This is a genomic window from Pullulanibacillus camelliae (assembly GCF_014642655.1).
Lineage (GTDB): Bacteria > Bacillota > Bacilli > Bacillales > Sporolactobacillaceae > Pullulanibacillus > Pullulanibacillus camelliae.
On the sequence record NZ_BMIR01000015.1, the window covers coordinates 1 to 23,765 of the forward strand.

A 23,765-nucleotide genomic window follows, 5' to 3' on the forward strand; every position below is an offset into this window, starting at 1 on the left:
CATCGTTTCAACTCCTTGTTGGGTTTTGTTTGGTCACTTACCTATTCGGAGTTGCCGATGGCTTTTCCTCTTTTCTATTTTTGCGAACTTAATTATACGTGATCTAAAATTTGTATAAAAGTGTTAACTTCGACGAAATCGTGTCGATAAATTAGAAAATGGCGTTAAAGGTTATGCGGCATAGCCTTTATCTTTGGTGAATGTCAGGCGAATGCTGTTGAGAGATGGAATATTGACAATGCTGTTCTCGAATTTAGTATTCTATGGTAAACTAATTGTAGTTACTAAAAGTGAGTTCCTGACAAAGTGTTCGCTTTTTCTACTAAATAGGTACTATATTTAAAAATTTAATAGATGATGGGGAGGTCTATTAAGTGAAAAAATTAATTCCTTTTGCTGTTGCAGGAGGTATTGTTTTAAGTGCAAATGGAGTGGCGTTGGCAAGTACCGGTGACGATGTAATACAACACGGCAATCAATATCTTGGGACACATTATACATATGGCGCAGCGATTGGTGATACTTCGCAATTTGATTGCTCTTCTTTTACTGCTACTGTCTACAAAGAGCTTGGTATTAATTTACCACGGACGTCGATAGAGCAATCGACTGTTGGAACGCCAGTAAGTCGCAGCAATTTACAAAAGGGAGATCTGGTTTTCTTTGATACCGATTTAAATGGTGTCATTGATCACGTTGGTATTTATGCCGGCAATAATCAAATGATCAGCGCTCTTGTAGATGATGGCATTACATACTCTAATATTAACTCATGGTATTGGGATCCGACTTATGTTACTGCGCGGAGAGTGTTGTCGGGGAATAATGGCTCAAGTGCAGTAGAGGTTTCGACAGGGAAAGCGAGCCAAAACCAATCGTCATCCTCTTCTTCGACATCATACACTGTTAAATCTGGAGATTCATTATGGTTAATTAGCCAAAAAGTGAATCTATCAGTTGCTAAGCTCAAAAGCTTAAATCATCTTAATTCTGATGTTATTTATCCAGGTCAAAAGCTTGTGCTTTCAGGATCATCTACTTCTTCATCAACGGCTAGTTCGAGTAAGACGACAACTGTATCATCTTCCAAATCAAATCAGTCTTCTTCTACATATACTGTGAAATCGGGAGATAGCCTGTGGGCCATTGCAGTGAAGTATGATGTGAGTGTTTCAGAAATTAAGGATTGGAACAATTTGTCTTCTGATCTTATTCATCCTGGCCAGAAATTGAATGTGAAGCCTGTACAGCTTTCTGAAAAGGTAAGCACGAGTAAGTCAAGTACAAAAACAAGTAAATCTAGTACGACAACGAGTAAGTCGAGTGCATCTGCTAAAACAAGCAATGGTACTTATGTCGTGAAGAAGAATGATACACTTTGGGATATTGCAACGCATTATAAAGTCACTGTAGATGATATTAAAACGTATAATAAGCTATCATCTTATATCATTTTCCCAGGACAAAAATTGAAAATACCAACAGTTGGTTCTTCAAAAGTGAGTGGACAATCCATGCCTAAAGCGACAGCTGTAAAGCAGCCAACTGGAAAGTATACGGTCAAAAGCGGCGATACCCTTTCGGAAATTGCCTTACTAAATGATACAAATGTAAAGAAGATCATGAAAACAAACGATCTATCTTCCACATTGATTTTTCCTGGACAAGTCTTAGTTATTCCTAAATAATTTATCAATTGAAGCTAGTTTTTATGAGAATGCCATCAAAGGGGCGCCCTTTGATGGCATTCTTTTTTTTAAGCTGACGCTGCCTTTTGGGATAAAATCTTATTCCGTGTTTTAATAAGGACCGGGCATGCTCTTCGCCCGGTTTTTCTGAAGTGGAATCCTTTATAAGAAAGAGATTTTTGAATGTTCAATTCTTCTTAAAAGGCATTTGCTGTGTTTTAATGGAGAGACTGATAATGTATTGGAGAAGGCTAGCTAGGGCTGTCAGAAGGAGCGGAGGATCTCATACCCTATTTTCTTGCCTTTATTTATGGATTGTGTTAAATTGAATTCATATAAAATGACCGTTTTGTTCATTTGGTCAAAAAAGAGGAGGAAACTTGTATCGACAAACGTCAACGTATATTAGAAGCTGCTGAACGCTCCTTTGGTTTATTTGGCTATAAGGCGACGACGATGGATCAAGTTGCCAAACTCGCGGGTGTTGCCAAAGGAACGATCTATACTTTTTTTAAAAATAAAGAAGAGTTATTTAACGAAATCATTGATGGACTGATTACTTCTATGAGAAAGCGGGCGGAAATGGCAATTCATGAGGAGGATTCCTTTTTTGATAATCTTCATCGAGCTCTTTATGATATTTTAGATTTCCGCAGGGAGCATCAATTGACTTTGAAGCTGTCTCAGGAGTTCAGAGAGATTGGTACCAATAATGCTAAGGCAGCACTTGAGCGCTTAGAAAATATGATTGTTAAGTTCATCGAAAGGCACTTACAGATAGCCGTGGATAAGGGAGAGATTGTTCAGGTCGATCCGCACTTGACCGCCTTTATTATGTTGCAACTCTACATTGCCTTGATTTATAAATGGGAAGAGCGAGAACAGCCATTGAGTAGAGAAGAGATTGCTCAATTGTTTCAACGTTATTTAGTTCTTGGATTAGAACCACGTGCTGCTGGTTAAACAGCAGCTTTTTCTAAGCACAAAAATGACTATATGACTAATTCGGTCATAAAATGTTAAAGATAGGGTGACATCTATGTTTCAAACCTTTTTTTCAGAGTGGGCGAGTTTTCTAAGAGATAAGAAGCACATTATTTTTATTGTTGCTATAGCGTGTGTTCCAATTATATACAGTGGTATGTTCATTTGGTCCTTTTGGTCACCATATGACCATACTGAGCATTTACCCGTGGCGGTAGTTAATGAGGATACAGGAGCTAATCTAGCAGGAAAGCAAGTTAATATTGGTGGAGATCTCGTTAAGGCATTACATCATAATAAAAGCTTTGATTGGCATTTTGTTTCTAAGAAAAAGGCAAGTCAAGCCATGAAGCAAAATCAATACTATATGACAATTACGATTCCAAAGGATTTCTCACATCAAGCGACGACGGTTCTTGATAAGAATCCACAACGCCCAGTGTTTGAATACCAATTGAATAGTGGTTATAACTATATTGGCTCACAGATTTCGAATTCTGGCGCGCAGACATTGGAAGAAAAATTAAAAAAGCAGTTAACCAAAACGTATACAGAGAATATGTTTTCACAAATCAATAAGCTGGCCGATGGCTTAAAGCAAGCGAGTCATGGTGCCGGTGCTTTAGATGCCGGTGCTTCAAAGGAATTAAAAGGTCTGCAGACATTAAAAGCCAACTTAAAAACAATCAACACGGCTGGTGTGGCGTTGCAACAGGGAGCTGCGCAGCTTACTTCTGGCTCCAATGACCTAGAATCGGGATTATCCTCTGTGAAAGCAGGGACTGATCAGCTTTATCAAACGACCAAAAGCAGCACATCCCAGGTCAATGCCCTGGCCAATGGCGCAAAGACATTGGCAGCAAAAACGACGGAGTTAAATCAGGGAGTAAGTGCACTTTCAAGTGGCAATCAATCGATGATCGATCAATTAAGCGGTCAAAACTTAGCACAAGGCTTACAAGATTTCTCTGCAAGCATGGCTAAAGAATACCAGGGGCTTGCTTCTTTAAATGAGCAGGTTAAGCCCTTGACCAACGCACAAACAGAGGTGGAGCAATTAGAAGCTTATATCTCTCAGTCAGAAAGTATTCTTAGTGATCTTCAAAAATTTAATCCAAATGAAGGGCAGCTTACCGAGAATCAAAAAGCCATCATGGCTTCCATAGATAAAAAATTAAGTGCGCTGTCCATCCCACAGGGGCAATCCATGGCGTGGCTCTCACAGCTCGAGTCGTTGCCTAAGGCTGTACAACAATTGACAGATGGACAAAAACAATTAAATGATGGATTCGGACAATTAACTCAGAATTTGCAAGCTTTAACCAGTGGATTAACTACATTGCAAAAACATCTGCAACAATTACCAAGTGCTACAGGCGCATTAGCTGATGGAGCTGATCAACTGTCCGAGCATACACAGCAGTTGGATGAACAATGGGGAACACTTGTACAAAATATTGGTAAGATTAATGCAGCGCAAACCGATCTTCTTAAAGGCAGTCGGGATTTGCACAGTCATCTTGTTGAATTGCAGAATGGCTTAGCAAAGGTAAGTCATGGTCAAGGGCAATTGGCGAATGGGACCTCTGCATTGGCGGATGGGATGCAAAGCCTACAAAACGGATCACAGACGCTGTCCAATCGGTTGAATGATGCTTATCATCAAACAGACAATGCTAATTTAAATGGTAAACATGCGGATGTTCTATCTAATCCGATAAAAACAAAAAAATCAGATGGTGGCATTGAAAAATACGGTGAAGGCTTCACACCCTACTTTCTGTCGCTCGGCTTGTTTGTAGGTGCTCTGTTGTTAACCGTGATTTATGATGTGAAGACCCCCGCCATACGTCCTAAGAATGGGTTTGCTTGGGGAATGGGTAAATATTTATTTATGGCAGCAGTTGGCGTCATTCAGGCCATCATTGCTGATCTGATTATTTTGTTTGCCATTGGACTTACGGTGCCGAATATTTGGACATTTATTGGGTTTAGTATATTAACGAGCCTGTGCTTCATGGCTTGTATTCAATTTTTCACAACCGCTTTTGGCGACCCAGGACGCTTTATGGTCATCATTATGTTGGTTTTACAGTTGACGACAACCGGTGGAACCTACCCTATCGAACTCTTGCCACCAGTCTTGTACCAATTTCACCACGTGTTGCCGATGAATTACAGCTTGTATGGGTTCAGAAATATCATTAAGGGAGGTCAATCTGATCTGCTCATGCACAATAGTCTAGCCCTTGTGATCTTTGGCGTTCTGTTTCTGGCAGCAACAGTCATTTACCTTATGATTCATCATAATCGCCAAGTGAAACGAACGTCTGCAACGGAAAATAGTGTGTCAGCATAGTGTAACAACCGAGCGGTTTGCTTCCGCTCGGTTGTTTTGATGTTACTGGATGTGATTGGTAGGAAATTGATTGGTTGCATATTGAGAAAATTGTTGATAGGTTTGCTGGATGGTTTGTGGTGATTCAGCATCAACACTATACCAACCTTTTCTGAACATGAGATCGTATATATCACGTTGGCATTTTTCAGTTTCATTAAAGATTGTCATGAGATCTTGATAAAGGGCCTGATGACTCATTTCGTGCAATGCAACAGAATAGGAAGAGGTGAGATACTTTTCTGTTGTTAAGCAGTCATTAATAAAATCGCGATCATTCATCTCAGGGGTTTTCGGCACATTGGTTGAAGGGTTTTGAATCTTATTCGCCATTATTGCATGCCTCCTGTGGTTGAAGGGTTTTGTGTGGTTTGTAAATGCTGTTGCATATGGTTAAGAAGCATTTGATAGTGGCGTTGATGCATCGTTTCCATTTGATGGATCGCGTTTTTGATTTCTGGGTCTTGGACTTGTTGCTCAAAGAAATGCGCTTTTTTTACAGCCAGTAAGTTCCATGACAGCATGTCTTGAAGGTATAAATGGTCTTTTGTTGAAATGACAAAAGGCGGTTGCTGCATGTATTGCTGTTGATTTTGGGCTTGTTGTCCAGCCTGCTGTTGGGTCATTGGTGTGCCTCCCAGTGATTTATTTTTTCTCGTATGAGTAGATCTCATGACTCATATAATTAAGAGGGGTGAGATGTTTTAATCCGCCAACGCAAATGAGCCAAAAAATTTAGGGTTCGGGCTCATCTCTTAATGTGTTCGCTTTTGCTTTCTCCTATGCAAGAGGAAGGAAAAAGAAACAGGGAAGATGATTGCGAATAGTAACAACATATAGTATACTGTGATCAGATAGAAATGAATGAATATTCATTCAAATTTATTTTGAGGAGGCTACGGCAGGTGAAGCGTATTCGTAAAGCCGCGGTTATCGGCTCGGGTGTTATGGGGTCCTCGATTGCGGCGCATCTCGCAAATGTAGGGATACCTACACTGTTATTGGATGTTGTACCAAAGGAATTAACACCTGAGGAACAGGCAAATGGCTTGACGCTAGAAGATGCCGCGGTTCGTAATCGTATAGTTCATAAAGCCTTAAAACAGCTTCTGAAGCAAAAACCAGCACCACTTACTTTAAAGGAGAATATTGATCGCATCCAAGTTGGCAATTTGGAGGATCATTTGGCAGAATTATCATCAGTGGATTGGATTATTGAAGTGGTTGTGGAAAATTTAGCAATTAAACAGCAGGTTCTCGAAACTGTTGATCACTATCGTAGCTCTGGAACCATTGTCAGTTCAAATACATCGGGTATCTCCATTCATGCAATGGCAGAGGGACGAAGTGCAGATTTCTGTACACATTTTTTAGGCACTCATTTTTTTAACCCGCCTCGCTATCTTAAGCTGTTGGAAATCATTCCAACAACAGAAACGAACCCTGAGGTTGTGGACTACATGAAGCAATTTGGGGAAGATGTTTTAGGTAAGGGTGTGGTGATTTGTAAGGATACACCTAATTTTATTGCTAATCGCATCGGTGTTTATGGCTTGCAAGTCTCTTTAGCAGAAATGCACAAACAAGGCTGGACCATTGGGGAAATGGATTCATTAACAGGACCTTTGATAGGGAGACCAAAAAGCGCTACATTTAGAACGCTGGATGTTGTCGGGATTGATACATTTGTTCATGTAGCTGATAATGTCCGTAATCAAGTCGATTCTGAGGAAGAAAAGGCGGTATTTAAGGTTCCAGAATTTGTGCGCACCATGGTTGCCAAAGGATGGTTAGGAAGTAAAGGGGGGCAAGGTTTTTATTGGAAGCAAGGCAAGTCCATTTTGCAGTTAAATACAGAAACCATGGATTATGAGCCAAGAAATAAATTACAAACGCCTTCGATGCTACAGGCCAAACAACTAAAATCCACGCGAGCAAAAATTAAAGCGCTTGCATATGCGGAGGATCAGGCAGGGGATGTTCTGTGGCCAATTCTAAAACGCGTACTTTTGTATTCTGCTGAAAAGGTTGGCGATATTGCTGATGATCTTTATGCGATTGATCAAGCGATGAAATGGGGATTTGGCTGGGAGCTTGGTCCTTTTGAAACATGGGATGCACTTGATGTTTCGACAGCCGTTCAGCGCATGAAGTTGGAAGGGGAGACTATTCCAGAATGGGTGGAGAATTTGCTTGCTGCTGGATATTCCTCATTTTATAAGGAAGAACAAGGACAGCGCTTCTATTTTCATGACGGAGACTATCTCGCAATTCCACAGCAGGAAAAGAGGATAGTTCTTCACCAGCTTAAAAAGCAAGAGTGTATCATCATGAAAAATGCCGGGGCTTGTTTGATTGATATCGGTGATGATGTTGCTTGTTTAGAATTTACATCTCCAAATAATGCGCTAGGATTAGATGTCCTGCAAATGATTCAAAAAGCGCTTGTCGAGGTAGAGAAAAATTTTAAAGGCCTTGTGATAGGCAATCAAGGAAAGAATTTTTGTGTTGGCGCTAATATCGCTCTAATGCTCATGGAAGCTCAAGATGACAATTTTTATGAATTAGATCAAGTCGTCCGCTTGTTCCATCAAACCATGATGCAATTGAAATATTCTGAACGTCCTGTGGTTGTAGCCCCCTTTGCAGCTTCAGTCGGCGGAGGAGTTGAGGTAAGTATTCCAGCAAGCGGCATTCAAGCGGCGATGGAAACCTACATGGGCTTTGTAGAGTTCGGTGTGGGATTGATACCGGGGGGTGGTGGCAACAAGGAATTATATTTCAGATACTTGGACCGTATTCCAGAAGGGGTTGAGATTGATCTAACCAAGGTGACCAATCAAGTGTTTAAGCTTATCGCCACAGCTAAAGTATCAACCTCGGCTGAGGAAGCCAAGCAGTATGGGTTTTTACGGCCTCATGATGGGATTTCAGTAAATGGAGACCACTTGATTTATGATGCAAAAAAACGAGTTCTATCAATGTATGATGCAGGCTATCGTCCACCAATTCCTCGCAAATTCCCGGTCTCGGGAGAACCTGGCTATGCCGCAATGATTATGGGAGCGGAAGCCATGAGACTTTCAGGCTATGCCTCAGATCATGACGTCAAAATTGCCAAAAAGCTGGCTCATGTTCTTTCGGGAGGCGCTGTTCCGCAGGGCACACTGATTACTGAACAATACATGTTGGATCTTGAGCGGGAAGCCTTTCTTAGTTTATTAGGCGAGCCCAAGACGCAACAGCGCATGCAGCACATGCTACTTAAAGGCAAACCATTACGGAATTAAAGGGGTGAGAAAAATATGAAAGAGGCTGTTATCGTTGCTGGAGCGCGTACGCCTGTCGGAAAGGCCAATAAAGGGAGCTTGGCAACCGTTCGTCCAGATGATCTTGGTGCACTTGTCGTCAAAGAAACATTGAAGCGTTCAGGCTATGAAGGTGAAATTGATGATCTGATCATTGGTTGTGCAATGCCAGAGGCAGAGCAAGGCTTAAATGTTGCGCGGCAAATTGGTGCCTTAGCAGGACTTCCAGAAAGTACACCAGCGGTGACCGTTAATCGCTACTGTTCCTCAGGGTTACAAACCATTGCCTATGCTGCTGAGCGCATCATGCTTGGGCAAGCAGAGGCGATCCTTGCCGGTGGTGTGGAGAGCATGAGTATGGTGCCAATGGGTGGGCATGTGGTCAAACCGAATAAACGCTTGGCAGAAACAGCACCTGAATATTATATGGGGATGGGGCATACCGCTGAGGCCGTTGCCCAACAATTTGGCATCTCGCGTGATGAGCAGGATGAATTCGCGCTTAGAAGTCATGAAAAGGCGGCTGCCGCATTAGATACTGGCAAATTTAATGAAGAGATTGTCCCTGTCAAGGTAACAGCGAGCTGGGTGGCTTCCGATCATAAGAAGCATGAGAGGACGACTATATTCAAGGAAGATGAAGGCGTGAGGCGCGACACGTCCTTAGAAGCTTTAAGTCAATTAAAGCCTGTCTTCCATGTCAAAGGAACGGTGACAGCGGGTAATGCCTCACAAACATCAGATGGAGCAGCTGCTGTTCTCGTTATGGATAAAGAAAAGGCAGAAAGTGAAGGATTTAAGCCGTTAGCAAAGTTCCGTTCCTTCGCTGTGGCCGGTGTACCGCCTGAAATCATGGGTATTGGACCAGTGAAAGCAGTCCCGAAAGCACTCAAGCTTGCTGGAATCGCTCTAAAGGATATTGGCATTGTTGAATTAAATGAAGCTTTTGCCTCACAAGCCATCCAAGTGATTCGCAGTCTTGAGATCGATGAGGCCATTGTTAATGTCAATGGAGGTGCCATTGCCTTGGGGCATCCATTAGGGTGTACTGGAACAAAGCTCACTTTAAGCTGCGTTCACGAAGCAAGACGGCGTGGGGTGCAGTTTGGTCTTGTGACAATGTGTATCGGCGGCGGCATGGGCGCTGCAGGCGTGTTTGAAATATTGTAAATGTAAATGAAAGTGAAGGAGAGGGGAGATCAGACCATGAGTGAAACAACAAAAGCAGTAAAAGGTGGTTCCTTTTTAATTGATGATGTTCAACCAGAGCAGGTTTACTTCCCAGAGGACTTTAATGATGAACAAAAGATGATCGGTAAGACAACGGAGGATTTTATACAGCATGAAGTCTTGCCTCATCTCGAAACCCTAGAAAAGCAAGATTTTAAGCTGACAAAAAAACTTTTAAAACAAGCTGGTGATCTCGGATTATTGGGTGCTGATGTTCCAGAAGCCTATGGAGGTGTGGGGCTAGACAAGTTAAGCTCGGGATTGATCACAGAGAAATTTGCTCCTGCTCGCTCGTTTTCGTTAAGCTTTGGCGCCCATGTTGGCATTGGTTCCTTACCTATTGTTCTATTTGGGACTGAGGAGCAGAAACAAAAGTATTTACCTGCGCTTGCAGCAGGGGATAAATTTGCCGCCTATGCCCTAACTGAACCAGGATCTGGTTCAGATGCTTTGGGGGCAAAAACCACCGCTAGGCTCAATGCCGAAGGCTCACATTACATTTTAAACGGTGAAAAACAATGGATCACAAATTCTGGATTTGCCGATGTCTTCATTGTCTACGCTAAGGTGAATGGAGAACAATTCACCGCCTTTATTGTTGAGAGTGGTTATGATGGTGTGTCAACAGGTCCGGAGGAGAAGAAAATGGGAATTAAAGCCTCATCGACTCGGACGCTGATCTTAGAGGATGTAGCGGTTCCTAAGGAAAATGTATTGGGTGAAGTTGGTAAGGGGCATAAAATTGCCTTTAACATCCTCAATATTGGTCGGTATAAGCTTGCAGCTGGTTGTGTTGGAGCATGTAAAGAGGGTGTGACTCTCGCTGTTCGCTATGCTAACGAGCGCCAACAATTTCAACAGCCTATTGCGCAATTTTCGCTCATTCAAAATAAGCTAGCAACAATGGCTGTGCGTGCATATGCGACAGAAAGCTCTGTCTATAGAACCGTCGGTATGTTTGCTGAGCGGATGGATCATTTTACCACAGAAGATCAAAAGGATGGCGCTAAGGTCGCTCAAAGCATTGCTGAATATGCGATTGAATGCTCATTAAATAAGGTGTTTGCTTCTGAAGCATTAGATTACATTGTGGATGAAGCGGTCCAAATTCATGGTGGATATGGCTATATGGCAGAATATGCGGTGGAAACCATGTACCGCGATTCACGTATTAATCGCATTTTTGAAGGCACGAATGAGATCAATCGCTTGCTTGTTCCCTCACAATTACTCAGAAAAGCCATGAAAGGTGAGCTGCCGTTGCTTGAAAAGGGCCAACAGCTTCAAGAGGAGTTGATGATGCTGATGCCCGAGGAGCCAGGAGATGCTCCACTTGAACAAGAAAAGTATTTAGTCAAACATGCCAAAAAAATCTTCTTGATGGTAGCGGGTCTCGGTGTACAAAAATTTGGAAAGGCCCTTGAACAAGAACAAGAATTACTTGCCAATGTAGCGGAAATAGTCAGCCAGATTTATGCGATGGAATCCGTTGTGTTGCGCACCGAAAAAGCCCTCACAAAAACGAGTCTTGAAAAACAGCAGCAAAAGCTGCTGATGACGCAAATCTTTTGCCAAGAAGCGTTTGAAACCATTGAACGCCTGGCTAAAGAATCTCTCTTGATTTTGGAAGAAGGTGATCAACTGCGCATGATGCTGGCAGCACTGAGAAAGCTCACGCGTTTCTCGCCTGTTAATACCGTTGCTAAAAAGCGGCAGGTAGCGAGCAGGCTTATCGAAGAAAATGTTTATGTTGTGTGATCATTAACCATCCGGCACTTTTCTTCAACACATTCCTTTCTTAGCCCACTTTTTAAAAGTGGGTTTTTTTAAAAGATCAGAAAGTATAAAATTTCTGGTCATGAGGACGGTGCGGATTTCCGCTCCAGGCCGCTCGCTTTCCGCGTGGTCGGTCTCCGACGCACAATTAGGGTGGCGTGTTGTCACATGGATGTGAATGGTTTAGCAAAGTGCTTTGCAGCTTCCTCAGGAGTCCTTCTGACGCGCGCTGTATCACTGGAGTCCCCCGCTGCACTTGCTTACTACATAGTCGTGTGTCTGCACGGTTCTTTTTATTTCTAGGAGCAAATGGATAACATGTGGGCGGAGTTTCCGAATCCAGGTGTGAACGTAACAAAAGGCAGGGGTAAGAGAACAAAAGGCACTTGCAAAGGAACAAAAGCCTCACGCAAATAACAAATAAAACTCGCAGTTTCCAAAAAGAGAACAAAACCAAGGGGGAAGTTTCCGAATCCGAGGGTGAACGCAACAAAAGGCGGAGGTAAGAGAACAAAAGCCTAGACCAAAATAATAAAACGTCCTTCTAAAAAATTATCTGAAAGGAAGCCAACCTTTTTCCGATATGGTCGTAAATGAAGATCAGCATGTTATACTTATTCAATAAGAAATAGAAATCTAGGTGCGAATGTGAAGCGAACATAAAATACTAGAGAGGTTCGCACCACATATACGTCTATTTTTATTATTTTTATTTCCTTTAATGTATTTTTATGGTAAAATACAAGTGATTTTTTAGTAAAAATGTAATTTTATTAGGATATTTTTACTAGATTTCGCTGTCGCACTCTTCATGAGTGCGTGGATTGAAATGCTTACCCGCAACGCTGAACGCCTGGCAGTTGTGTCGCACTCTTCATGAGTGCGTGGATTGAAATAAAAATTTTTACGATGCTGGAGTGATGATTGACAAGTCGCACTCTTCATGAGTGCGTGGATTGAAATTGGGTCATTAATATTTTTAAGATCGCTCGAAGCCTGTCGCACTCTTCATGAGTGCGTGGATTGAAATGTAAAATTTGCGAGCGCCTTTTCCGATTGCGGCGTCGTCGCACTCTTCATGAGTGCGTGGATTGAAATTCGCCATGCTTGATCGCGTCATCCTGCGCAATAAAGTCGCACTCTTCATGAGTGCGTGGATTGAAATCAGTTCTTAGTGCAGTTTATAACTAAAGTACGAGTCGCACTCTTCATGAGTGCGTGGATTGAAATCTCTAAGCTCTCCGCTATCTCCAATTTGTTGTCTAGTCGCACTCTTCACATGAGTGCGTGGATTGAAATTTGTTCGATGGTGTCATTACCATCACCAAAATATTCGTCGCACTCTTCATGAGTGCGTGGATTGAAATAGGACTATCGAAATCTTCAACCCCTACTTCAATGGTCGCACTCTTCATGAGTGCGTGGATTGAAATTATTAAAGTCAGGGTTATTACCAAGTAATCCTTTGTCGCACTCTTCATGAGTGCGTGGATTAAAAGGTTTGCCTTTCTTCGAATAGAACACCAGTAATTAGCCAGTTTAATATTTAGAAACACCCCCCATTCACAAACCGCGGTTTTTTATTTACCAGAAATGTAAAAAGGACTTAATAGGTCTTGTTATGCAGTTGTTGAAGGATGAGGCTTATCAATGAACAGACTCTAACGAGTTGTTTTTGAATAGCCTGTAACACATCAGCCAATCAATTTAACGAATTCTTAACTAAAGCAACCTCCATTTTATTGCTTTGTTGGTGCTCTTGATGTAATGCTTCCAATCACAGAATAAGATCGACTGCATGCCTTGGCTGGCAAAAGTCAACTCTGTACATATACTCTCTTCCTTAGGTTGTAAAGTTTTGCTAGTATAAAAAAACATTATTTCAATCGAACCTGACCAGCGTCTTTGAACAGCCTTAATCTTTAAGAGGCTAACAAGGCATCAGTTGGGTTTAACTTGTTATGTTTTTGGTAATTTCTAATATAATAACAAGGCCAGTGCGCCACTGGAAGGTCAAAAAAATGAATGCTTGAAATGACGCTATAGTTAAAAAATTCCTTATGGGGGGTTGAAGGATTTGGCAAAATTGATACGTGATATTCAATTGGGAGATTATGCAATGACCTTAAAAGAACATGATGAAGGACATTATATGGTAAAATTAACTTCAGGTAGTTTAGGTGGTCTCTTAGAAATGGAAAGGCTTGATGATGACATCTTACGTATCCGTGATCTCGATATTGGTAGTGCAAGTGTACCTATTGAATACTTTGCATTAATGTTGAAACTGATAGGGGCAGATGAAGCCGTTGTCGAGCATATTGAACAGCTCAGGCAAAATCAACAGGATTAAAATACTTTGATATAAAGGAGAAATCGGTATGAGTGTAATGTTTTATGGGTATTCAGGCTGTGGGACATGTCGAAAGGCTAAAAAGTGGTTGGATGAAAACGGAGTAAGTTTTCAAGAGATTCCGATTGTAGAATCTCCGCCAAGTAAGGTAGAGCTGGAGAAACTTTACAAAATGAGTGGCTTGCCGATTAAGAAATTTTTTAATACGAGTGGTCGTCGCTATAGGGATCTCGGAATGAAGGATAAAATTAATACAGAAAGTGATGACGAATTGCTCAATTGGCTGGCTTCAGATGGCATGTTGATTAAGCGTCCAATCGTTACAGATAATGATAAAAAGGTGACAGTCGGCTTTAGTGAAGAACTTTTTGAAAAAAACTGGCGTTAAAGTCTTGCTAGAATATCCATTACTAGATATGATTAACTGTGTAATCGAAGTCACGGAGGGATAACTTAATGAACGTACCTAAGGATCTACGTTATTCAGAAGAACATGAATGGGTAAAGGTTGAAAATGACACGGTAAGAATCGGGATTACTGACTTTGCACAAGATGAACTAGGAGATATCGTTTTCGTTGAGCTTCCAGAAGTAGGAGATGAAATTGAAGCGGACGAGCCTTTTGGAAGTGTTGAATCTGTCAAAACGGTCTCTGAGCTTTATGCACCTATCAGTGGAAAAGTTGTCTCGGTTAATGAGGACCTAGAAGACTCACCCGAATTTGTCAATGAGTCCCCTTATGAAAAGGCCTGGATGATTGTTGTAGAACCAAGTAATGCTTCTGACGTGGACAAGCTTTTATCGCCAGAAGATTATGAAAAAGTCATTAATGAAGAAGACTAATTTAAAATTCAAAGGGACCTTCCACTAGGATGGTCCTTTTATCAAAAGAAAAGAAAGTATAAAATTTCTGGTCATGAGGACGGTGCGGCTTTTTGCTCCAGACCGCTCGCTTCCCGCAGGAGTCTAATCTCCGCATCATGAGTCAGCGGCGCTCGAGGAACACACGATTTTAGAGTGTTCCGAATCGCGCGCCTTGCGCTCCCATCCACTTGATCAGGCAATGAAGCCTCTTTCATATTGGATGATGCTCTATACTAAGGACAAGGACCGGGCAAGCTTTTCGCCCGGTTTTTCTCATACATAAAGATTGAATCGAAGCTGAAAGGTTGAAGGTTAGGCCAAGCTATTTTAAACTATTCGTAAGCTTCTGGAGCTGAAATAGGGTAACAGACCTGATTGGTGTGTTTTACCAAGACAAACCTGCAACAAATGTTACAATAAAATAACTAGATATTAACATGAAATAAGGAGAGATTAAGGTGAAGGATCTGTCCGTTGAAGCCTATGAGACAATGTCAGAGGATGGAGTGGTTGGCTTATTTTTCAAAACCCCTTTTTGCGGGACCTGTCAGCTGGCTGAACAATTATTAAATCTTACCTTTCAAGCCTTGGACGGAAAAGGCACTCCAACGTACATGTGCCGGGCTGGAGAATGGGAAGAGTATTTGAGCGAGTGGCGCATCGAGAGTGTCCCTTGTCTGATCTTTGTGAAGGATGGTCAGGTGTTGGAGAAGCTTTATGCCTTTGAATCCGTCACAAAACTCTATCAATTGTATCAACACTATCAGTAACAAATGTTACAATCAGATAAATAGCAGCTTGTTTTTGTCATTAAATTGTAGCTTTATTAATGGCTTAACAGTGGTATAAAAAGAGAAAGAGAGAAAAGTAGGTCCAGGGGAAGAAACATTTTTGGATCAAATAAAACACTTGATATCCTTTCAAGCTTTTAGAATGTGAGAGGTGAAACCACTGTGCAAACAATGACGAAGGCAAACATGCCGACATTAACATTAGAAGATAGAATTATGCTTATACAAAATGGTGATGAAACACTAAGAAATAAAATTATTCATATTTACCAACCCTTTATTAAGAAAGTTATTTCTAAGGTGTGCAATCGTTTTATAGACCATTCGATGGATGAATTCAGTATAGGTCTGTTCGCATTTAATGAGGCGATCAATCAATATAAAACAGGGCAAGGAAGCAAGTTCTTAACCTTTGCTGATATGGTGATCCGTCGCCGCATTATTGACTTTATCCGTAAAGAAGCAAGGCAGAGTAAAAATATTTATTTAGATCAAGCGGAAATAGAAGATGATTCACAACAAGATGAAAGCTATTTAGAGCAAAAGGCCGCATTGGAGTATTTTGAGGAAAAACAGCAAATTGAAGAACGCATTGAACAAATTGAGGCCTACAAGGTCCTGTTAAAGCAATATGGCATTTCCTTTAAAAGCTTGAGTAAGCATTGTCCTAAACATATTGATGCGCGTGAGAATGCGAAAGTCATTGCTAACATCCTTGTTTCCAATGAACAGTTAAGTCAGTATCTACAAGAGAAAAAGCAGTTACCAATCAAGGAATTATTACAATTTGTATCCTGTAGCCGAAAAACCATAGAGCGCAATCGAAAATATATTATAGCACTATCACTGATATATCTAGGACAGTTTCATGCATTGCAGCCTTACGTAGAGCCTGAATCCTTGTGAGTTATAAGGGATCTCTATGGGGCATAGATGCGTGAGGTGTATGATGCCGCTATAGATCCTTTGCAGCTTTAGAGTTTCCTATGGTTGCATCAGGGAGGGAAGCCATTGGCTCGTGGAATTATCCTGTCAAAGAAGAGGCGAAAAGCTGTCATCTTAATGGATGATGGCCGCTTTCGTTCTGTTCGACTGAGAAAAAGCATGTCTAGTTTGGTTGTTGGACAAAGTGTTAATGATGTCCATCTTGTTTCTAGAAAGTTTTTAAAAATGCCGTTATTCATCGCAAGTGGCATGATTTTTGTCGTGCTACTTTTCATCGGTCATCATGTTCACCAAAACCGTTTGGTAGCAGCTTATGTCAGCTTTGATTTAAATCCGAGCATTGAAGCAGCTGTTAACCGTCATTTGGATGTATTATCTGTTGATGCCATGAATGATGAAGCACAAGATCTTCTTCATGACACTAATTACACCCACATGTCCTTACAACAATTTACTAATAAAATGGCTGAGGCTTTAATAAAAGCCAATGATGTCAAAAAAAATGCAAACATTGTCATCAGTACAACTCTGGCTATGCCTTTGGATAAAGTAAAACGCGAGCAATTGAATCGAAAGATTACCTTTGCCGTCGCTTCACTCAATCAGCAGCTTTTCTCGGATCAGAATCAAGGCCATTTTAAGCTGGTCCATGCCACTTTAGCCAAACGCAATGCCGCGAATAAAATCGGCTTAACCGCTGGGAAATATCTAATGTATAAAGCATTAATGGACAAAGGACATCATATCACTATAACTGAAGCGAAAGAGATGCCCATTCAAGATATGCGCACTGAATTACTTGACAGTGAAGCGGCTCAAAACCCATCGGATTCGGGATGGAAAGAGGAGCAGAAGGGGGCTATCGGTGGCCCTAAGCAATTGTCAGACACGCTTTCGCAGTAGGGATTGTGCAGTTTTCATGGCTCAGTGATTATTTTATGAATAACCTTGCTTTCTTAAATTAAAAATAAGAATAGCCTGAGCAGTTTTTTGCCATCGGTGAGTACAAACCTCACTGACTTAAGGATGACAATAGAGTGAAATTTTGATTGTCATCACCTGAGTCTTGCGGGCAGCCTGAGTGTGTGATTAAGACACTCACATCAGGACAGGCGTACGAAGAGGGGCAAGTCAAGTTTTTCTAATATCAAAAATGGGGTGTCAGGATGCTGATTGAAGCGTCAAAGGAATTTGTTGATGTCTTAGCAAAGAAAACTGTGTTTGAACCACTGTATAAAAAAAGAAATATTGTCGTTGCCTTAAAATGTGAAAATGAAGAGACGTGGATCGCGTTTCACGAAGGTCAGTGCAGTATATTAACAGAAAAGCCTGATACCGTTGATGTGCAAGTCGCGGGCAAAGCCACTTCACTCAGGGCACTGATGGATGGGAGCGAACGCTTGATGCTTTTAGAGGCAGAAGGACGCTTAGAGCTCAACGGCCACCTGCAAGATTTATTAGCGTTGGAATCATTATTTTTATTGACCGGAAAGCATTCGACATTATTTAAGCATTGATTGCTGTAGACTTATTGACACATATCTAATGTCCTGCTATAATTTTTTATTAATAACAATTGTTTAAATACTTGAATAAAGTATTCACTTATCATGAGAGGTGGAGGGACTGGCCCAATGAAGCCCGGCAACCCCGAAGAGTTCATTCGGAAGGTGCCAATTCCTTTCAAGCTTTGCTTGGTAGATAAGCGAGGGTCATCGATTCCATTCCTCTGTCTACCAGAGGTTTTTTATTTTTCATTAAAGCAATTACATAGGACACTCTTATCGAGAGAGGTGGAGGGACTGGCCCGATGAAGCCCGGCAACCTCTGAATGGACTACCATTCGGAAAGGTGCCAAATCCTGCAGGTAATCATGCCTGACAGATAAGAGCGGTGTGACAGCCACTCTTATCTCAAACGGGATAAGGGTTTTTTATTGTCCGCATCGCTGAAGAGTAAATTTAGACGGGGACTTTCGTCATTAAGGCTTAATGACCTGCATCAAGAGTGCTAAGCGAAGCAAGTCAAGCCTTCTTTATTGGGCTTTAGTTCCTATAGAGTGTTAGAAATTTTATAAGAGCAAAATTTGACTTTCGCTCATTTGCGATAGCCAGGTTTTTCTAAATATTTAATAAGCCAATATTAGTAGGGAGAGTGTGAAAAATGGGGCAATTAGATCATTTAGGTTTGGAGACGTTAGCCGTTCATGGTGGCCAGGAGCCTGATCCGGTCACGGGGGCACGGGCTGTGCCTATTTATCAGACAACATCTTATAATTTTCGTGATACAGATCATGCACAAAAATTGTTTGCATTAGAAGAACCAGGAAATATTTATACACGAATTATGAATCCGACCACGGATGTGCTGGAAAAACGAATTGCGTTGTTGGAAAGAGGAGTTGGCGCTTTAGCAACGTCCTCAGGAATGGCCGCTATTACTCTTGCTATTTTAAACATTGCCCATGCGGGTGATCATATTGTGGCAGCAACTGACTTATATGGTGGAACCTATAATTTATTCGCAACCACCTTACCTAACTATGGCATAGACGTTACCTTTGTAGACTCTACCAACCCTGATCATTTTAAAGCAGCGATTCAACCCAATACAAAAGCGCTTTATGGAGAAATCATTGGGAACCCAAGTCTTAATGTCCTTGATATCGAAAACGTTGCGGACATTGCACATGAAGCAGGCATTCCACTTATTGTGGATAGCACGTTTGCGACTCCATACGTATGTCGCCCGATCGAATGGGGAGCAGATATTGTAATTCATTCGGCAACGAAATGGATAGGCGGACATGGCACTTCCATTGGAGGACTGGTTATTGATGGCGGGAAGTTTGATTGGAATAACCCAAAATTCCCTGGATTTATTGAGCCTGATGAGAGTTACCACGGCATTCGCTACGCTCAAGATATTGGAGAGGCTGCTTTTATAACGAAGCTTCGTGTCCAGTTATTAAGAGATGTTGGGGCGAGCTTAAGTCCATTAAACGCCTTTTTGATTTTACAAGGATTAGAGACGCTGCATCTTAGAATAACAGCCCACAACCGCAATGCCGAAAAGGTGGTTGAATTCTTACAAGCGCATCCACAAGTCGAATGGGTGTCCCATCCAAGTCTTAAAGCGCATCCTTCCCATGCTTTAGCAGAAAAGTATTTTGATAAGGCTTATGGCTCTATTGTCATTTTTGGGATTAAAGGAGGAAGAGAGGCTGGAAGAAAAGTGATTGATTCAGTTTCTTTATGGTCTCATTTAGCGAATGTAGGTGATGCTAAGTCACTGATCATTCATCCTGCATCCACAACGCATCAACAGTTGAATGCTGAAGATTTATTGAAAACAGGGGTTACTGAGGACTTGATCCGTTTATCAGTAGGCATTGAATCTGTTGAGGATCTCATTCGTGATTTAAAGCAAGCCTTTGAACAGAATGCTGTTGTGAATGGATAGGTAAAGAAGGCGGGATGAAGGTTAGGAGGATGAGGATGGCCATCAATGTAGCCTTAATTGGGTTCGGAACAGTGGGCTCGAGTGTTTATCAATTGATCCAATCGCGTCAAGAGAAACTTCGGGTACTGTTAGGTCAAGAGATAAAAGTGACAGACATCGTGATTAAAAACTTGAATAAAACCAGAAGGGTTGCACATGATGTTCGACTGACTAATAGCTTTGAAAAGGTTTTAGCTACAGAGCGTATCGATGTGGTGATTGAAGCTATTGTAGGGGTTGAACCTGCTTGTACTTATATTGAGCAAGCGTTAAAACAAGGCATCCCTGTGATTACGGCAAATAAGGCCCTTTTTGCACACAAGGGAAGTGTTCTGAAGCACCTCGCTGAAAAACATCAAACGGGGATTGGTTACGAGGCGACAGTGGCAGGAGGCATTCCAATAATCAGAACCTTACTCGAACTGATGAGTATTAATCATATTTCTAAAGTTGAAGGGATTTTTAATGGAACAGCCAATTATATACTTACAGATATGCGCGTCAACAATCGACAATTTGCTGAGTCGTTAAAGCTTGCCCAATCATTAGGATATGCTGAGCTGGATCCTGATAATGATATAAAAGGCATAGATGCCTTTTATAAGCTTATGATTTTATGCGAGACTATTTTTAAACAAAGCCCTGAGTGGAACGACGTCTCTGTGACGGGGATAGATCAGATTACCCCACTAGATATTGAGGTAGAAGCCCTTAGAGATAAACGATACAAATTGATTGCTGAGGCTCAGTATAACTCAGATGGTTCATTGCATGCTGAGGTCGGACCTAAACTTATTGATAATGAACACCCATTATATGGGGTGGAAGGTGTAGAAAATGCGGTAACCATTCATTCTGATTTATTGGGTGCGTTGACTTTAAAGGGTCCAGGGGCAGGTGGTGAGGCGACAGCAAGCGCGATTTTTAGTGATTTGCTAGCTCTGTTTACTCAAAACTCAAAGAGCAAAGCTTCGGACGCTTTTAAACCTGTGACATCCGCATCAAATGTATGAAAAGGAACATCCATTATCAATTATAACAAAGATTTTCTCAATTATGAGGAAGTCTTTGTTTTTCTTTTTTTAACAAGCCCGTCATTAAGGCAATGAATAGAAGTGTCCTCGGTGCAATTGGCAACTAAATTGTACTGGTTATTAGAAAAAAGACGGTGTTCAAAGGATAATTCTTCCTATGTAGGTGTTAAATGTGCTTTCTCCTTAAAAGCACGAATATAGGGGAAAGGGTGAAGGGGAATATAAGAGCACTTACATTGAAATGGAGGGTTTGGAATGACAGAAAAAAGTGATGAGCCGATTTCTTTGTCAGAAGCCATTTTGTATGATTATAAAGAGGGCATAGAAGACATGAATAAAAAAATGCCGGTGCTCGGTGATGCTTATCAAGCATTTCAGGCGGCATGTTTTGAAGAGGGACAATTATCAAAGAAGGTAAAGCAGCTTATTGCTTTGGGCATTAGCATTGGCTCTCAAGATGAATATGCTATGGTTTATCATACTAAGGGCTGTATGGATCAGGGATGTACAGCGGAAGAAATTTTTGAAACCATAGGTGTCGCTGCTGCTTTTGGTGGCGGGGGAGCGATGAGTCAAGGGGTGACCATTGTTCAACAAGCGATGGAAGAAATGGGTTCCATCAATCATTAAGCGATGTTTTTTCCTTTGTATAATGAGATAACAGGCTCTAAATAAGAGGAAATGGCAGGAATTCTATATCTCAGCATTGAGTTGAAGTGCCAGAGAATAATCTGACGATTTCTTAGAAGGTTTTGCGGAATATGCGAATTGCTGATCACTATGGAAAGTGCTATCCTATCCAGTGTAAATAAAAGAAAGGGATGGTATTATCCATAGTTCGATTAGCGTTCGCCATACCAGTGAAATGGAAAAGGCACTGCAACAAAGTCATGGGATGAGTTATGCAGAGTATCAGCGCAATCTTGACAAAAGAATTGAAGTAGAAAAGGCACGTGAGAAGAGTTACATGGAAAGTGCTCGAATCGTATTAGAAGCCAATAAATAAATGGAAAAAGAAAGTTCGTGGAAATCAGCTCTTTTTATTCGAGCTGATTTCTTTTTTATACTATCAGCATTTATAACTTCGCTGACGCTCATAAAGGAAGAGCGTATAAGTGTCACTTTGACTTTCGCCACCTGAGGCTTGCGGGCACCCTAAGCGTGTGATTTGCAAAAATCACATCAAGAGTACCAGTGAAGTGGTGTAAGCCGAGTTTTCTAAAAAGAAAGTATAAAATTTCTGACCATGAGGACGGTGCGCGATTCCGCTCTCAGGCCGCTCGCTTTCCACGGGGGAGTGGTAAGCCTCCTCGCGCCTTCGCACTGCTAAGGTCTTATCGATCTCCCACTTCCCGCAGGACTCTAGTCTCCGCATCATGAGTCAGCGGCGCCCGCGGAACATACGATTTTAGAGTGTTCCGAATCTCGCGCCTTGCGCTCCCATCCACTTGACCAGGCAACGAAGCCTCTTTCATATTGGCTGATGCTCACTACTAAGGACAAGGACCGGGCATGCTCTTCGCCCGGTTTTTCTTATAAAAGGAAGAGTGAATATGTTCAGGCTTTGCCTATGTTCTAACGTCAAAATGTATAACTTTGTGGAAGACCTTATAAGTTCGGCTTTTGGCTTTCGTCACCTAAGGCTTGGCGACATCCTTAGTGTGTAATTTGAAAAGTCACATCGGAGGCCCAAAAGATACCCCCACCTAATGTGTGAGTGCAAATAGGCACAGCAGGCTGGGCTTAGTGAAGCGATGAAGTATCAGCAGAGTTTTTAACCTGAGGTTTGCTGAAAATTTTCTTTACTTCAGAAAGGATAAGCAGGCCTACAGATTAAGGAGAGCTTTTAGAAAAATAATTCTTGCAGAAAAGCACGCGGCAGGGTGTAGCAAGGCACAAAAATGCACGAGCTTTTGTACCATCCTATTGTATAATCGTGCTTGAGACGCTTAATTATTTTTATCCTTTAAAAAGGAGAGGCTATATATGCGTTATAACTTGATTTGAAGTAAGTATTAGATTAGAATGATACTAGATTGAGAATTGTATCCACTTGGGGACACAATAGAATTTATTAGAAAACTGGAGGTTATAGCATGTCTACACCGACTCTTAAGATTGAGAATCTTCATGTTGCAATTGAAGGTAAGGAAATCGTCAAAGGTTTCAACCTTGAAATAAATGGTGGTGAAATCCACGCGGTTATGGGACCAAATGGTACGGGTAAGTCCACGCTCGCTTCTGCATTAATGGGGCATCCTAAATATGAAATTACAGAAGGTACTGTTACATTTGAAGGACAAGACTTGCTTGAAATGGAAGTCGATGAAAGAGCACGTGCGGGTTTATTCCTTGCCATGCAATATCCAAGCGAAATTAGTGGTGTAACTAACGCGGATTTCTTGCGAACAGCGATCAATGCTCGCCGTGAGGAAGGCGACGAAATCCCATTGATGAAATTTATCAAAACACTGGATAAGAAAATGGATACTCTTGATATGGGGGAAGAATTTGCGCAACGCTATCTTAATGAAGGCTTTTCCGGTGGGGAGAAAAAGCGCAATGAAATTCTTCAATTAATGATGCTTGAACCAAAGCTTGCTATTCTTGACGAAATTGACTCAGGGCTAGATATCGATGCGCTGAAAGTCGTTGCAAAAGGTGTCAATGAAATGCGCTCACCCAACTTTGGCTGCTTGATTATCACTCACTATCAAAGAATGCTTAACTATATTAAGCCAGATAAAGTTCATGTGATGATGCAGGGACGTATTGTTAAATCCGGTGGTCCTGAACTTGCAGAAAGACTTGAAGCTGAAGGATACGATGGACTCAAAAAAGAGTTAGGCATCGAAGACGAAACCGTAAATCAAGAAGCGTAAGGAGGGATAAC

20 protein-coding genes, 1 CRISPR repeat array and 2 riboswitches are annotated in these 23,765 nt (G+C 41.5%); of the genes, 18 read left to right on the plus strand and 2 right to left on the minus strand.

Going from position 1 to position 23,765, the window contains the following annotated elements:
* Positions 1-374: 374 nt before the first annotated feature.
* From IEW82_RS14130 to IEW82_RS14140, 3 genes are all read left to right on the plus strand, one after another.
* Entirely contained in the window at positions 375-1,688 is a 1,314-nt protein-coding gene (locus IEW82_RS14130; RefSeq protein ID WP_188695614.1) for a LysM peptidoglycan-binding domain-containing protein, read from the plus strand.
* Positions 1,689-2,072: 384 nt separating this feature from the next.
* On the plus strand, positions 2,073-2,651 hold the full coding sequence (locus IEW82_RS14135; protein WP_188695881.1) for a TetR/AcrR family transcriptional regulator: 579 nt from the start codon (positions 2,073-2,075) through the stop codon (positions 2,649-2,651).
* A gap of 76 nt (positions 2,652-2,727) precedes the next feature.
* Entirely contained in the window at positions 2,728-5,031 is a 2,304-nt protein-coding gene (locus IEW82_RS14140; protein ID WP_188695617.1) for a YhgE/Pip domain-containing protein, read from the plus strand.
* A gap of 42 nt (positions 5,032-5,073) precedes the next feature.
* Here the strand turns inward: IEW82_RS14140 and IEW82_RS14145 are convergent, their stop codons facing one another.
* Both IEW82_RS14145 and IEW82_RS14150 read right to left on the minus strand, forming a co-directional pair.
* The gene (locus tag IEW82_RS14145) at positions 5,074-5,403 is read right to left on the minus strand and encodes a spore coat protein (protein WP_373285724.1); all 330 of its coding nucleotides are present in this window, start codon (positions 5,401-5,403) and stop codon (positions 5,074-5,076) included.
* Entirely contained in the window at positions 5,403-5,696 is a 294-nt protein-coding gene (locus IEW82_RS14150) for a hypothetical protein (RefSeq protein ID WP_188695621.1), read from the minus strand. The genes IEW82_RS14145 and IEW82_RS14150 overlap by 1 nt, the downstream gene beginning before the upstream one ends.
* A 234-nt stretch (positions 5,697-5,930) precedes the next feature.
* Between IEW82_RS14150 and IEW82_RS14155 the strand changes: the two genes are divergently transcribed.
* The 15 genes from IEW82_RS14155 to sufC all read left to right on the plus strand — a co-directional run bounded on the left by IEW82_RS14155 (position 5,931) and on the right by sufC (position 23,754).
* Positions 5,931-8,360, plus strand: a complete 2,430-nt coding sequence (locus tag IEW82_RS14155) for a 3-hydroxyacyl-CoA dehydrogenase/enoyl-CoA hydratase family protein (protein ID WP_188695624.1) — start codon at positions 5,931-5,933, stop codon at positions 8,358-8,360.
* A gap of 15 nt (positions 8,361-8,375) precedes the next feature.
* Positions 8,376-9,548, plus strand: a complete 1,173-nt coding sequence (locus tag IEW82_RS14160; RefSeq protein ID WP_188695627.1) for an acetyl-CoA C-acetyltransferase — start codon at positions 8,376-8,378, stop codon at positions 9,546-9,548.
* Positions 9,549-9,584: 36 nt separating this feature from the next.
* Positions 9,585-11,366 carry an acyl-CoA dehydrogenase FadE gene (locus IEW82_RS14165; protein WP_188695631.1) on the plus strand — a complete coding sequence of 594 codons (1,782 nt, stop codon included), beginning with the start codon at positions 9,585-9,587 and terminating at the stop codon, positions 11,364-11,366.
* An 817-nt stretch (positions 11,367-12,183) separates the two neighbouring features.
* Positions 12,184-12,615: direct repeats of the CRISPR family, unit length 32 nt; unit sequence GTCGCACTCTTCATGAGTGCGTGGATTGAAAT.
* An 846-nt stretch (positions 12,616-13,461) separates the two neighbouring features.
* Positions 13,462-13,737 (plus strand): hypothetical protein, encoded by a 276-nt coding sequence (locus tag IEW82_RS14170; protein WP_188695634.1) that lies wholly within the window; start codon positions 13,462-13,464, stop codon positions 13,735-13,737.
* A gap of 28 nt (positions 13,738-13,765) precedes the next feature.
* Positions 13,766-14,125, plus strand: a complete 360-nt coding sequence (locus IEW82_RS14175) for an arsenate reductase family protein (RefSeq protein WP_188695637.1) — start codon at positions 13,766-13,768, stop codon at positions 14,123-14,125.
* Positions 14,126-14,193: 68 nt separating this feature from the next.
* Positions 14,194-14,580, plus strand: a complete 387-nt coding sequence (gcvH, locus tag IEW82_RS14180; protein WP_188695641.1) for a glycine cleavage system protein GcvH — start codon at positions 14,194-14,196, stop codon at positions 14,578-14,580.
* Positions 14,581-15,059: 479 nt separating this feature from the next.
* Positions 15,060-15,371, plus strand: coding sequence for a thioredoxin family protein (locus IEW82_RS14185; RefSeq protein ID WP_188695643.1), 312 nt, complete (start codon positions 15,060-15,062; stop codon positions 15,369-15,371).
* Positions 15,372-15,563: 192 nt separating this feature from the next.
* On the plus strand, positions 15,564-16,298 hold the full coding sequence (sigI, locus tag IEW82_RS14190; RefSeq protein WP_188695888.1) for an RNA polymerase sigma-I factor: 735 nt from the start codon (positions 15,564-15,566) through the stop codon (positions 16,296-16,298).
* A 105-nt stretch (positions 16,299-16,403) separates the two neighbouring features.
* The gene (locus IEW82_RS14195) at positions 16,404-17,240 is read left to right on the plus strand and encodes an anti-sigma factor domain-containing protein (protein WP_188695646.1); all 837 of its coding nucleotides are present in this window, start codon (positions 16,404-16,406) and stop codon (positions 17,238-17,240) included.
* A gap of 263 nt (positions 17,241-17,503) precedes the next feature.
* On the plus strand, positions 17,504-17,854 hold the full coding sequence (locus IEW82_RS14200) for an SCP2 sterol-binding domain-containing protein (protein WP_188695650.1): 351 nt from the start codon (positions 17,504-17,506) through the stop codon (positions 17,852-17,854).
* Between the two features lie 85 nt (positions 17,855-17,939).
* Positions 17,940-18,045: riboswitch (SAM riboswitch) on the plus strand.
* A 70-nt stretch (positions 18,046-18,115) separates the two neighbouring features.
* Positions 18,116-18,228, plus strand: a riboswitch (SAM riboswitch).
* Positions 18,229-18,500: 272 nt separating this feature from the next.
* Entirely contained in the window at positions 18,501-19,799 is a 1,299-nt protein-coding gene (locus IEW82_RS14205) for an O-acetylhomoserine aminocarboxypropyltransferase/cysteine synthase family protein (RefSeq protein ID WP_188695653.1), read from the plus strand.
* A gap of 35 nt (positions 19,800-19,834) precedes the next feature.
* Positions 19,835-20,851, plus strand: a complete 1,017-nt coding sequence (locus IEW82_RS14210; RefSeq protein WP_188695655.1) for a homoserine dehydrogenase — start codon at positions 19,835-19,837, stop codon at positions 20,849-20,851.
* Positions 20,852-21,127: 276 nt separating this feature from the next.
* Positions 21,128-21,502 carry a carboxymuconolactone decarboxylase family protein gene (locus IEW82_RS14215; RefSeq protein WP_188695660.1) on the plus strand — a complete coding sequence of 125 codons (375 nt, stop codon included), beginning with the start codon at positions 21,128-21,130 and terminating at the stop codon, positions 21,500-21,502.
* A gap of 235 nt (positions 21,503-21,737) precedes the next feature.
* The gene (locus tag IEW82_RS20565) at positions 21,738-21,878 is read left to right on the plus strand and encodes a YuzK family famiily protein (protein ID WP_505891273.1); all 141 of its coding nucleotides are present in this window, start codon (positions 21,738-21,740) and stop codon (positions 21,876-21,878) included.
* Positions 21,879-22,968: 1,090 nt separating this feature from the next.
* Complete coding sequence (gene sufC, locus IEW82_RS14220) at positions 22,969-23,754, plus strand: Fe-S cluster assembly ATPase SufC (RefSeq protein WP_188695663.1); 786 nt, start codon at positions 22,969-22,971, stop codon at positions 23,752-23,754.
* Positions 23,755-23,765: the final 11 nt, after the last annotated feature.

Excerpts from the sequence above, each read along its gene's own strand:
- IEW82_RS14140 (WP_188695617.1), top strand. The coding sequence starts at position 2,728 with ATGTTTCAAACCTTTTTTTCAGAGTGGGCGAGTTTTCTAAGAGATAAG.
- IEW82_RS14145 (WP_373285724.1), bottom strand. The coding sequence starts at position 5,403 with ATGGCGAATAAGATTCAAAACCCTTCAACCAATGTGCCGAAAACCCCT.
- IEW82_RS14150 (WP_188695621.1), bottom strand. The coding sequence starts at position 5,696 with ATGACCCAACAGCAGGCTGGACAACAAGCCCAAAATCAACAGCAATAC.
- IEW82_RS14155 (WP_188695624.1), top strand. The coding sequence starts at position 5,931 with ATGAATGAATATTCATTCAAATTTATTTTGAGGAGGCTACGGCAGGTG.
- IEW82_RS14160 (WP_188695627.1), top strand. The coding sequence starts at position 8,376 with ATGAAAGAGGCTGTTATCGTTGCTGGAGCGCGTACGCCTGTCGGAAAG.
- IEW82_RS14165 (WP_188695631.1), top strand. The coding sequence starts at position 9,585 with ATGAGTGAAACAACAAAAGCAGTAAAAGGTGGTTCCTTTTTAATTGAT.
- IEW82_RS14175 (WP_188695637.1), top strand. The coding sequence starts at position 13,766 with ATGAGTGTAATGTTTTATGGGTATTCAGGCTGTGGGACATGTCGAAAG.
- gcvH (WP_188695641.1), top strand. The coding sequence starts at position 14,194 with ATGAACGTACCTAAGGATCTACGTTATTCAGAAGAACATGAATGGGTA.
- sigI (WP_188695888.1), top strand. The coding sequence starts at position 15,564 with ATGACGAAGGCAAACATGCCGACATTAACATTAGAAGATAGAATTATG.
- IEW82_RS14200 (WP_188695650.1), top strand. The coding sequence starts at position 17,504 with ATGCTGATTGAAGCGTCAAAGGAATTTGTTGATGTCTTAGCAAAGAAA.
- IEW82_RS14205 (WP_188695653.1), top strand. The coding sequence starts at position 18,501 with ATGGGGCAATTAGATCATTTAGGTTTGGAGACGTTAGCCGTTCATGGT.
- IEW82_RS14210 (WP_188695655.1), top strand. The coding sequence starts at position 19,835 with ATGGCCATCAATGTAGCCTTAATTGGGTTCGGAACAGTGGGCTCGAGT.
- IEW82_RS14215 (WP_188695660.1), top strand. The coding sequence starts at position 21,128 with ATGACAGAAAAAAGTGATGAGCCGATTTCTTTGTCAGAAGCCATTTTG.
- IEW82_RS20565 (WP_505891273.1), top strand. The coding sequence starts at position 21,738 with ATGGAAAAGGCACTGCAACAAAGTCATGGGATGAGTTATGCAGAGTAT.
- sufC (WP_188695663.1), top strand. The coding sequence starts at position 22,969 with ATGTCTACACCGACTCTTAAGATTGAGAATCTTCATGTTGCAATTGAA.